This is a genomic window from Escherichia sp. E3659, assembly GCF_005781135.1.
In the GTDB taxonomy this organism is placed as follows: domain Bacteria; phylum Pseudomonadota; class Gammaproteobacteria; order Enterobacterales; family Enterobacteriaceae; genus Escherichia.
Window position 1 is genome coordinate 346,950 of the sequence record NZ_VATQ01000015.1, and the last position, 11,211, is coordinate 358,160.

At 50.7% G+C, this 11,211-nt stretch carries 10 protein-coding genes and 2 pseudogenes; 6 read left to right on the top strand and 6 right to left on the bottom strand.

The window, feature by feature from the left end:
- The first annotated feature begins 24 nt into the window (after positions 1-24).
- On the top strand, positions 25-480 hold the full coding sequence (locus FEK47_RS13685) for a transposase (protein ID WP_135486738.1): 456 nt from the start codon (positions 25-27) through the stop codon (positions 478-480).
- 44 nt (positions 481-524) lie between these two features.
- Here the strand turns inward: FEK47_RS13685 and mgtA are convergent, their stop codons facing one another.
- Positions 525-3,221: a magnesium-translocating P-type ATPase gene (gene mgtA / locus FEK47_RS13690; RefSeq protein WP_135486739.1), complete on the bottom strand. Its 2,697-nt coding sequence runs from the start codon at positions 3,219-3,221 to the stop codon at positions 525-527.
- Positions 3,222-3,363: 142 nt separating this feature from the next.
- Positions 3,364-3,417, bottom strand: coding sequence for a mgtA regulatory leader peptide MgtL (mgtL, locus tag FEK47_RS13695; protein WP_001387276.1), 54 nt, complete (start codon positions 3,415-3,417; stop codon positions 3,364-3,366).
- Positions 3,418-3,573: 156 nt separating this feature from the next.
- On the opposite strand from mgtL, the gene treR reads away from it, so the two are divergent.
- The 4 genes and pseudogenes from treR to nrdG all read left to right on the top strand — a co-directional run bounded on the left by treR (position 3,574) and on the right by nrdG (position 7,809).
- On the top strand, positions 3,574-4,548 hold the full coding sequence (gene treR, locus FEK47_RS13700; protein ID WP_276606550.1) for a trehalose operon repressor TreR: 975 nt from the start codon (positions 3,574-3,576) through the stop codon (positions 4,546-4,548).
- Positions 4,549-4,594: 46 nt separating this feature from the next.
- Positions 4,595-4,690 (top strand): annotated as a pseudogene (locus FEK47_RS25445) (hypothetical protein); the annotation flags it as partial.
- A 393-nt stretch (positions 4,691-5,083) separates the two neighbouring features.
- Positions 5,084-7,222: an anaerobic ribonucleoside-triphosphate reductase gene (gene nrdD, locus FEK47_RS13705; RefSeq protein WP_130206068.1), complete on the top strand. Its 2,139-nt coding sequence runs from the start codon at positions 5,084-5,086 to the stop codon at positions 7,220-7,222.
- 122 nt (positions 7,223-7,344) lie between these two features.
- Positions 7,345-7,809 carry an anaerobic ribonucleoside-triphosphate reductase-activating protein gene (nrdG, locus tag FEK47_RS13710; RefSeq protein WP_064530204.1) on the top strand — a complete coding sequence of 155 codons (465 nt, stop codon included), beginning with the start codon at positions 7,345-7,347 and terminating at the stop codon, positions 7,807-7,809.
- Here nrdG and FEK47_RS13715 read toward each other — a convergent pair.
- The 4 genes and pseudogenes from FEK47_RS13715 to pmbA all read right to left on the bottom strand — a co-directional run bounded on the left by FEK47_RS13715 (position 7,810) and on the right by pmbA (position 10,445).
- Positions 7,810-8,099: pseudogene (locus FEK47_RS13715) on the bottom strand (type II toxin-antitoxin system RelE/ParE family toxin).
- Complete coding sequence (locus tag FEK47_RS13720; RefSeq protein WP_000212715.1) at positions 8,089-8,331, bottom strand: type II toxin-antitoxin system RelB/DinJ family antitoxin; 243 nt, start codon at positions 8,329-8,331, stop codon at positions 8,089-8,091. The pseudogene FEK47_RS13715 and the gene FEK47_RS13720 overlap by 11 nt, the downstream one beginning before the upstream one ends.
- A gap of 191 nt (positions 8,332-8,522) precedes the next feature.
- Entirely contained in the window at positions 8,523-8,909 is a 387-nt protein-coding gene (cybC, locus tag FEK47_RS13730; RefSeq protein WP_130206066.1) for a cytochrome b562, read from the bottom strand.
- Positions 8,910-9,092: 183 nt separating this feature from the next.
- Positions 9,093-10,445 carry a metalloprotease PmbA gene (gene pmbA, locus FEK47_RS13735; protein ID WP_032230414.1) on the bottom strand — a complete coding sequence of 451 codons (1,353 nt, stop codon included), beginning with the start codon at positions 10,443-10,445 and terminating at the stop codon, positions 9,093-9,095.
- Positions 10,446-10,539: 94 nt separating this feature from the next.
- On the opposite strand from pmbA, the gene yjgA reads away from it, so the two are divergent.
- A complete protein-coding gene (yjgA, locus tag FEK47_RS13740; RefSeq protein WP_000166270.1) occupies positions 10,540-11,091 on the top strand; it encodes a ribosome biogenesis factor YjgA in 552 nt (183 codons plus the stop codon).
- The last annotated feature ends 120 nt before the right edge of the window (positions 11,092-11,211 follow it).

The window sequence follows — 11,211 nt, forward strand, 5'->3', positions numbered from 1 at the left end:
TGATTCAACCACGGAGGGTTGAAGATGGCTAAAGCCCGTTTCACTGATGAACAAATTGCTGAGATTTTACAGCAGTCAAAAAAGGGTGCACCTAATAAGGAATTATGTGAACACTATCAATTTAGTGTTAGTACGCTGCGGCGCTGGCAAGAACAGCACGCAGAAGGCGTAAGAAGTGAATTAAAAAAAATAGAATCCAAAGCGCAAATCGTCTTTCTGCTTTTCTTTGCTGTCTCCATTATACTCACGCTTATATTTGGCAAACCTACAGGTGGATGGGTAATACCGCCTTTATTACTTTATTGTGTTTATTATATCCGCCTGTATCGCAACATCTCCTCCAGACACATTAAAAAAGAAGACATCTATCTCTCTCGTTCGGTAAATAAAAGCTATAGCGCCCTTTATAATTTGAGCTGGACGTTTATTTGTTTTTTTATTTTTGCAGTAATCTATTTTTTTGTGCGGATTTTTTCGTAGGTGACTGACCTGAAAGAATATTTCAGGTCAGGCTTATCACTGGCTTACTGCCAGCCGTAACGACGACTATAAACCCCTTTAACCCACTGCGTTAACACCATATACCCTGCCAGAATCGCAATCAGCCACGGGAAGTAACTTAACGGCAGTGCCTGCAGTTGCAGATAACCAGCCAGCGGTGAAAATGGCAACGCGATCCCCACGACTATCACGATCGCGGTCATCGCCATTAATGGCCACGACGCACAACTCTGAATAAACGGCACACGGCGGGTGCGGATCATATGCACAACCAGCGTTTGCGACAGTAATCCCACCACAAACCAGCCCGACTGGAACAGCGTTTGCGTTTCCGGCGTATTGGCATGGAATACCCACCACATCAGGCAAAACGTCAGAATATCGAAGATCGAGCTGATCGGTCCGAAGAAGATCATAAAGCGGCCAAGATCCGCCGGATTCCAACGCTGCGGCTTTTGAATTTGCTCGTCATCAACGTTATCAAACGGGATCGCTACCTGGGATACATCGTACAGCAAGTTCTGGATCAGTAAGTGCAATGGCAACATTGGCAGGAAGGGCAAGAAAGCACTCGCCACCAGCACGCTGAACACATTACCGAAGTTAGAACTTGCTGTCATTTTGATGTATTTCAGCATGTTGGCAAAAGTTCGGCGTCCCTCAATAACCCCCTCTTCCAGTACCATCAGGCTTTTTTCCAGCAGAATGATATCAGCCGCTTCACGGGCAATATCTACCGCACCGTCTACAGAAATGCCGATATCCGCAGCGCGTAAGGCGGGCGCATCATTAATACCATCGCCCATAAAGCCAACCACATGCCCTTCGCGCTTCAGTAAGGTCACAATGCGTTCTTTATGCATCGGCGTCAGGCGGGCAAACAACGTGGTACGCTGCGCGAGATTTGCCAGTTCGTCGTCAGATAGCGTTTCAATATCACTACCAATTACCACCTCTCCCGCATCTAGTCCCACTTCATGGCACACTTTCCCCGCCACTAACTCACTGTCGCCAGTAAGGATTTTTACGGTAATTCCACTCGCTTTTAATGCCTTCAGTGCCGGAGCGGTTGTCTCTTTTGGCGGATCAAGGAAAGCGATATACCCTTCGAGGATCAGGTCGGATTCATCCGCCCGCTGGTAATCTCCTTCACGCGCTGGCAGGTATTTCGTCGCCACCGCAACCACGCGCAGCCCCTGACGATTCAGCGTATCGGTTACCCGCTTAATCTTACGCAGCATGGTGTCATCGAGCGGAACAATCGCGCCATTGTGACGCACCTGCGAACACACATTGAGGATTTCCTGCAATGCGCCTTTGCACACCAGTTGATGGTGTTCGGCATTTTCTGCCACTACCACCGACATCCGGCGACGCTCAAAATCAAACGGAATCTCATCCACTTTCTGCCAACGACTGGCCAGCGAGCGTGCTGACTTTTCATCTATACCTTCCAGCACCGCCGTATCAAGCAGGTTTTTAAGTCCGGTCTGGTAATGACTGTTCAACCACGCGCTATGCAGCACGCGCTCACTGGTTTTACCGGAGATATCGGTATGATTCTCCAGCACAATTTTATCTTGCGTCAGGGTGCCTGTTTTATCAGTGCACAGAATATCCATTGCGCCAAAGTTCTGAATCGCATCCAGATGTTTGACGATCACTTTCTGTTTCGACAGTTTTACCGCACCACGCGCCAGCGTCGAGGTGACAATCATCGGCAACATTTCCGGCGTTAAGCCCACCGCTACCGAAAGCGCGAATAGCGCAGCTTCCCACCAGTCGCCTTTGGTGTAACCGTTGATCAATAGCACTACGGGCGCCATCACCAGCATAAAGCGAATCAGCAGCATACTGACGCGGCTGATCCCTTGCTGAAAAGCATTCGGCTCGCTTTCCTGCTCGCTGACACGCCCCGCCAGTTGACCAAACCAGGTGTTGGCACCTGTGGCAATCACCATTGCTTGTGCCGTACCGCTCACCACGGTGGTGCCCATAAAACACAGGGTATCGCACTCCAGCGGATTGCTGTGCTCTGGCTGGCGAGTGGTTGCGGCTTTTTCCACGGGCAGAGACTCACCGGTTAATGACGCCTGAGCAACGAACAGATCCCGCGCCTGCAAAATACGTAAATCTGCCGGGATCATATCCCCCGCCGCCAATTTAATAATATCGCCAGGCACCAGCTGGTCGATCGGGATCTCCAGCCAGCCATTTTCGCCTTTGTCGTTAATTACGCGCAGCACCGTCGCGGTATTACTGACCATCGCTTTCAGAGCATCTGCTGCTTTGGTGGAGCGCGCTTCCTGAATAAAGTTCAGCAACGTAGAAATAGCGACCATTAACGCAATAACGCCCGCGGCAAATAAATCTTCCGTGGCGTAAGAAATGCCGCCGAGGATCGTGAGCAAAATATTAAAAGGGTTGCGATAACAGACCCACAAATGTACCCACCACGGCGACGGTTGTTGCGCGGGTAGTTTATTTTCACCGTGTTGTTCGCGGGCTAATTCCACTTCCGCCTGATTTAACCCTTCTGGATGCGTGCCGAAGGTTTTCCATAATTCCTTTTCTGGCATCACCGCCATTTTCAGGCAATGCGCGCTTAAGGAAGGCGGGATCGGAATATTCGCTGTCTGTTGCGCGCCAGGCAACGGATCGCGATGGACCAGACGAGAAGGTAAATGGCGAATGAGCCGGGTAAAAATTTCTTTAAACATAGGAAGTCCCTCCGCACCCTGTAAGCATGGTGCAGAAAATATCTTCAGGCGTCGCAAAGCCTTACCTGAAGGTAATAAACATGAGCTGGGACGTTAAAACGTCACGGCCTTACACATCCGGTAATGCCGTGAAAAGACAGGCTTACCGGAAAAGTTTTAATCTCCGTCGAGGGAGAGGCGTGGGATCAGGTTCCATATAACCTCCGGTAAGTGAAAAAAGCGCCGCAAATAATAAGGAGAATCCAATAATATTCGTAGCATTTATGCCGATATAATATCTGCAAGCAACTAAACCAACGATAAACCAGACTTTACCCATTGCTGAATGCGTGGGTAAAGTTAGGCTCAAATAATTAAACGCAAATTACGGGACAACAGGATGCAAAATCGGCTGACCATCAAAGACATTGCTCGCTTAAGCGGCGTGGGGAAATCCACGGTTTCCCGAGTGCTGAATAACGAAAGTGGCGTGAGTCAGCACACGCGCGAGCGCGTGGAAGCAGTGATGAATCAGCATAGATTTTCCCCTTCCCGATCCGCGCGTGCTATGCGTGGGCAAAGCGATAAAGTGGTTGCTATTATCGTCACCCGTCTGGATTCGTTATCAGAAAATCTCGCCGTTCAGACGATGCTGCCGGCATTCTATGAACAGGGTTACGATCCGATCATGATGGAAAGCCAGTTTTCGCCACAGCTGGTTACTGAACATTTAGGCGTTCTGAAACGTCGCAATATTGACGGAGTGGTGCTGTTCGGTTTTACCGGCATAACGGAAGAAATGTTAGCTCACTGGCAATCATCTCTGGTACTGCTGGCACATGACGCAAAAGGTTTTGCTTCGGTCTGTTATGACGACGAAGGGGCGATTAAGATTCTGATGCAATGCCTCTACGATCGGGGGCATCGCAATATTAGTTATCTTGGCGTACCGCACAGCGACATTACCACTGGTAAGCGGCGTCATGAGGCTTATCTGGCATTTTGCAAAGCACATAAACTACATCCCGTCGCCGCCCTGCCCGGCCTGGCCATGAAGCAAGGTTACGAGAACGTGGCAAAAGTGATTACGCCAGAAACCACTGCGTTGCTGTGCGCAACCGACACGCTGGCGCTCGGGGCATGTAAGTACCTGCAAGAGCAACACATCGACACCCTACAACTGGCGAGCGTCGGTAATACGCCGTTAATGAAGTTTCTCCATCCGGAGATCGTCACCGTTGATCCAGGCTACGCCGAAGCCGGACGTCAGGCTGCCAGCCAGTTGATCGAACAGGTAACCGGACGCAGCGAACCTCAACAAATCGTCATCACAGCAGCCCTTTCCTGAGAGTTACCTTCTACCAGATTTATCCAAAGAGTGTTCAGAACACTACTGGCAGCTTCTGATGTATAGCTTTGAAGAAACCTCACCACAACTCTGTGCCACAACATTACGGTCTTTTGAGGCTGTCTGGTGGTTTCAGAGATAATCCTTCTCCAGACCATGCTAAAGCGAGTATTTCCGGGGACTTACCGGGTAGTATATTGTTTTTGTTGATTTTATAACCAGAAAATCATCAAAAAATTTACACATCGCTCTAGCGCCCGCCATCCGTACTCTCTGCTTTTTACTTTGAGCTAAATCAAAAAAAACGCAAACATCCTTAATGCAAAGCACTATATATAGACTTTAAAATGCATCTCAACCCAATATGTTGTATCCATCGTCTAAACTTGCAACAAGATACACGTCAACGAAGCCGACACAATTGTGGATAAAGCGAATTGGGATTGCAGTAAATCCCCGTAACAAGAGCTGAATAAACCGGGGCGCACTTCCCAACTTTCTGTGGATAACCTGTTCTTAAAAATATGGAGCGATCATGACACCGCATGTGATGAAACGAGACGGCTGCAAAGTGCCGTTTAAATCAGAGCGCATCAAAGAAGCTATTCTGCGTGCAGCTAAAGCAGCGGAAGTCGATGATGCAGATTATTGTGCCACTGTTGCCGCTATCGTCAGCGAGCAAATGCAGGGGCGTAACCAGGTAGATATCAACGAAATCCAGACCGCTGTTGAAAACCAACTGATGTCTGGCCCATACAAACAACTGGCCCGTGCATATATTGAGTACCGTCACGATCGCGACATTGAACGTGAAAAACGCGGTCGTCTGAACCAGGAGATCCGTGGTCTGGTCGAGCAGACTAATTCCTCGCTGCTCAACGAAAACGCGAATAAAGACAGTAAAGTCATTCCGACCCAGCGTGACCTGCTGGCCGGGATTGTTGCGAAACACTATGCACGTCAGCACCTGCTGCCGCGTGACGTGGTGCAAGCACATGAACGTGGTGATATCCACTACCACGATCTCGATTACTCGCCGTTCTTCCCAATGTTCAACTGCATGTTGATCGACCTGAAAGGCATGCTGACGCAAGGCTTTAAGATGGGGAATGCCGAGATTGAACCGCCGAAGTCGATCTCTACAGCTACCGCAGTAACTGCGCAGATTATTGCTCAGGTCGCCAGCCATATTTATGGTGGCACCACCATTAACCGTATCGACGAAGTTCTGGCGCCGTTTGTCACCGCCAGCTACAACAAACACCGTAAAACTGCGGAAGAGTGGAGCATTCCTGACGTCGAAGGTTACGCTAACTCTCGTACCATCAAAGAGTGCTACGACGCATTCCAGTCGCTGGAATATGAAGTAAATACCCTGCACACCGCCAACGGTCAGACGCCGTTTGTGACCTTTGGCTTTGGTCTGGGTACCAGCTGGGAATCGCGCCTGATTCAGGAATCTATCCTGCGTAACCGTATCGCGGGCCTGGGTAAAAACCGTAAAACCGCCGTGTTCCCGAAACTGGTGTTCGCAATTCGCGATGGCCTGAACCATAAAGTGGGCGATCCGAACTACGACATCAAACAACTGGCGCTGGAGTGCGCGAGCAAGCGCATGTATCCGGATATCCTGAACTACGATCAGGTAGTGAAAGTCACCGGTTCGTTTAAAACCCCGATGGGCTGCCGCAGCTTCCTCGGCGTGTGGGAAGACGAAAACGGTGAGCAGATCCACGATGGTCGTAACAACCTCGGCGTGATCAGCCTGAACCTGCCGCGCATTGCTCTGGAAGCGAAAGGTGATGAAGCCACCTTCTGGAAGCTGCTGGATGAACGTCTGGTGCTGGCGCGTAAGGCGCTGATGACCCGTATCGCCCGCCTGGAAGGCGTGAAAGCGCGCGTAGCGCCGATCCTCTATATGGAAGGTGCCTGCGGCGTACGTCTGAATGCAGACGATGACGTGTCTGAAATCTTCAAAAATGGTCGAGCGTCTATCTCGCTGGGTTACATCGGTATCCACGAAACCATTAACGCGCTGTTCGGCGGCGAGCATGTTTACGACAACGAGCAGCTGCGTGCGAAAGGTATTGCGATTGTTGAACGTCTGCGTCAGGCGGTGGATCAGTGGAAAGAAGAAACCGGCTACGGTTTCAGTCTCTACAGTACGCCGAGTGAGAACCTGTGCGACCGCTTCTGCCGTCTCGATACCGCCGAGTTTGGCGTGGTGCCGGGCGTGACCGATAAAGGTTACTACACCAACAGTTTCCACCTTGATGTGGAGAAGAAGGTGAACCCGTACGACAAGATCGACTTTGAAGCGCCTTACCCGCCGCTGGCGAACGGCGGCTTCATTTGCTACGGCGAGTATCCAAACATTCAGCACAACCTGAAGGCGCTGGAAGATGTCTGGGATTACAGCTATCAGCATGTGCCGTATTACGGCACCAACACGCCGATCGATGAATGCTACGAATGTGGCTTTACCGGCGAGTTTGAGTGCACCAGCAAAGGCTTCACTTGTCCGAAATGTGGTAACCATGACACCTCCCGTGTGTCGGTAACTCGCCGCGTGTGCGGATATTTAGGTAGTCCGGATGCGCGTCCGTTTAACGCCGGCAAGCAGGAAGAAGTTAAGCGCCGCGTTAAACATTTAGGAAATGGGCAGATCGGTTGATCTCCACGCTGCGTTAAGCAAATGCCGGATGTGATGTGAAAGCGTCGCATCCGGCGTTGATTGCCGGATGCGGCGTAAACGCCTTATCCGGCCTACACGCGGACTGATAAGCCAGGCGAAATATGAACTTCCATCAATACTATCCTGTCGACATCGTCAACGGCCCCGGTACTCGTTGCACCCTGTTTGTCTCCGGGTGTGTTCATGAATGCCCCGGTTGCTATAACAAAAGCACCTGGCGGGTAAATTCCGGTCAACCATTTACCAAAGAAATGGAAGACCAGATCATCAACGATCTGAACGACACTCGCATCAAACGCCAGGGCATTTCCCTCTCCGGCGGCGATCCGCTGCATCCGCAAAACGTGCCGGATATTCTGAAACTGGTACAACGCATCCGTGCCGAATGTCCGGGTAAAGACATCTGGGTGTGGACAGGATATAAACTCGACGAACTCAACGCTGCACAAATGCAGGTTGTTGATTTGATTAACGTGCTGGTTGATGGCAAATTTATGCAGGATTTAAAAGACCCTTCCCTGATCTGGCGCGGCAGCAGCAACCAGGTGGTACACCATTTGCGTTAATCACTCTTCCAGCCGTTTATCCGCATCTTCATAAACGGCTGAGTTCTCTCTCTTACCAATAGCTATCACCAACACGAGCAACTCTTTATCGTTAACCTGATAAACCAGGCGATATCCCAGAGTGCGAAGCTTAATTTTGTAGCAGTCCGGTAAATCCCGCAGTTTAGCCGATGGATTGCGCGGCCTTTTCAGCACATCCTCAAGCTTTTTTTAAATTGTTCCCGGACTGTCACGCCCAGTTTTTGCCACTCTTTCAGCGCTCGCGGATCAAAGGCCAGCTCATAGTTCATCCAGTCGGACCTTAATGGCCTCTTGTGGGTTGGCCAGTCGTTCCCTGACAGTGCGTAACAAGGCTTCTTCACTATCACTGACAGTGAGCGTTTTTACCGGCATTCGCCCATTTTCCGCAACGTACTGAAACAGCAGCCGTACGGCTTCGGTAGGCGTGATATTTAATTTTTCCAGCACCGCATAAGCCTCATTTTTCAGTTTGTCATCCAGGCGGACGTTAAGTGTGGCCATTATGCCTCCGGTAATTATGAAAAGTGTAATGCATTATAGCATTACATATGCATTACATTCATTTCTGGAAAACGCCTCGCAAAAATGGCGGCGACACGCAGAAATATGCCGTAGTGAAGAGAGATTTGGCGGTGATTTTACGAAGGGAGAGGAGAGCATTGGGCGGCGACGTTTCACCGCCCAATGAGGAATTAACGATACTTCTTGTGATATGAATTGCGGGTCGTTTTCAGTTGCTCTGCGGCGGCCTGCGCTTCTTTTACTTTACCTTCATTAGCCAGCTTCAGCGCGTCGTCAATCTGGCCAACCAGAATGTCGAAACCGTGGCGGAAGTCTTTCATTTCCGGGCTGTCTGGCGATTTTCCTTCCAGCTTCGGCGGCGTTGCTTTTTGCGCATCCAGCGCCGCGGCACGCATTTTGGTTAACGCGTCTTTGACTTGCGCCGCGTTATCCGCTTTTTCGACCACTTTTAAATTGTCGTTGAGGGTTTCCATATTGTCTTCCAGCTCAGCGGCAAACGACACCGAACTGAATACCAACGAGGAGACTGCAAGAATAGCTAACAGGCTTTTACGCATTGCTCACTTCCTTTTTTATTTACACTTCATCCTTCACACTGCCTCATCGACGGCTACGCTCATTCGCCCGAGTCACGTACTACGAGTACGCTCCCCGGCCCTCATTCACTTTCCGTCTCGATGCAGTGCGAATGATTTTGTGTAATTTTTTAGTTTATAGCGCGGCAGGTCGCGCCAGTTTTTTTACTGTCCGGCGATTTTCATCTCCGGCAACAGCACAGAACCACACTGTATATTACTGCGTGTTTCAATATCGTTACCGACGGTGACAATATTGCGCCACATATCTTTTAAATTACCTGCGATGGTGATTTCGCTAACCGGATACTGAATTTCGCCGTTTTCTACCCAGAAGCCCGCCGCACCACGGGAATAATCACCGGTAATTGCACTCACGCCCTGGCCCATCAATTCCGTCACCACCAGCCCGGTGCCCATCTCTTTGAGCATCTGCTCGAAGCTTAGACCTTGTCCGGCAATGCGCCAGTTGTGAATACCGCCCGCATGTCCGGTGCTTTTCAGCCCAAGTTTGCGCGCCGAGTAGCTGGTCAGCAGCCACTGAGTCAGGATGCCATCTTTAATAATATCGCGACGCTCGGTGCGCACACCTTCGCTGTCGAATGGCGTCGACGCCAGCCCTTTCAGCAGATGCGGATGCTCTTCAATGGTCAGCCAGTCTGGCAGAATTTGTTTACCCAGCGAATCCAGCAGGAAGGTGGATTTACGGTAAACCGATCCACCCGCTATCGCCCCAACCAGATGCCCAAAAAGCCCGGTTGCCACTTCATTGGCAAAAATGACCGGCGCTTTCATGGTGGAGAGTTTACGCGGTGACAGGCGCGATAAAGTACGGCGAGCGCAGTCGGCCCCGACCCACTCTGGCGTTTGTAGATCGCTCATCGCGCGGCCAATGGTGTAGGCATAATCACGCTCCATATCGCCATTTTCTTCGGCAATCACGCAACTGGAGAGCGAATGACGCGTTGAGCAGTAGCCTTGCAACATACCGTGGCTATTACCGAAAACTTTGACACCGTAGTGGCTGTTAAAACTGCCGCCTTCGGTATTGGTAATGCGTTTATCCGCCTGTAATGCCGCCTGTTCAGCACGGGCCGCCAGTTCAATGGCTTCGTCCGGAGAAACTTCTGCGGGGTGGAACAAGTCAAGATCCGGCGCGTCGAAAGCCAGCAGTTCTTTGTCTGCCACGCCTGCATACGGATCTGGCGAAGTGTAACGCGCAATATCCAGCGCCGCCTGTACGGTGCGGGCAATGGCCTGCGGGCTTAAATCGGTGGATGATGCGCTACCTTTGCGGTTCTGGTGATAAACGGTTATCCCCAGCGCGCCATCGCTATTGAATTCGACATTCTCCACTTCACCATAGCGCGTGCTAACGCTAATGCCGGTGGTCTTGCTGACGGCAACTTCCGCACCGTCCGATTTGCCTGAGGCCAACTCCAGCGCAGTCGAAACTGCTTCTTCCAGAATCTTGCGCTGCGCTTCAACTTGAGAGATTACTTTCATTGCAAGTGCCATAATGTAGAGAGTTTCTCTGAAGTCTAACAGAGAACCGTTTTTCAGTGCGCATCTTAACTGGTAACATTAGCCTCTTTTTTTTAAGGAGCCTGACATGACTAAGCAGCCCGAAGACTGGCTCGACGACGTTCCCGGTGATGACATCGAAGACGAAGACGATGAAATTATCTGGGTCAGTAAAAGTGAAATTAAACGTGACGCCGAGGAGCTAAAACGCCTGGGCGCAGAAATTGTTGATCTGGGGAAAAACGCGCTGGATAAGATCCCGTTAGATGCGGATCTGCGTGCGGCTATTGAGTTAGCCCAGCGTATTAAGATGGAAGGTCGCCGCCGCCAGTTGCAGCTCATTGGTAAAATGCTGCGCCAACGCGATGTAGAGCCTATCCGTCAGGCGCTGGATAAGCTGAAAAACCGCCACAACCAGCAGGTGGTGTTGTTCCATAAACTGGAAAACCTGCGCGATCGTCTGATCGATCAAGGGGATGACGCCATCGCTGAAGTATTGAATCTGTGGCCAGATGCCGATCGTCAGCAGCTGCGAACTCTGATCCGCAACGCGAAGAAAGAGAAAGAAGGGAATAAGCCGCCGAAATCCGCACGCCAGATTTTCCAGTATCTGCGCGAGCTGGCAGAGAACGAAGGGTAATTTTCGTTGTTGATGTGAGTATGGTTTGCCGGATGCAGAGCACCGCCAGATCTGTAGGCCTGATAAGACGCGTCAAGCGTCGCATCAGGCGCTATGCTCAAATGCCGGATGCGGCGTGAA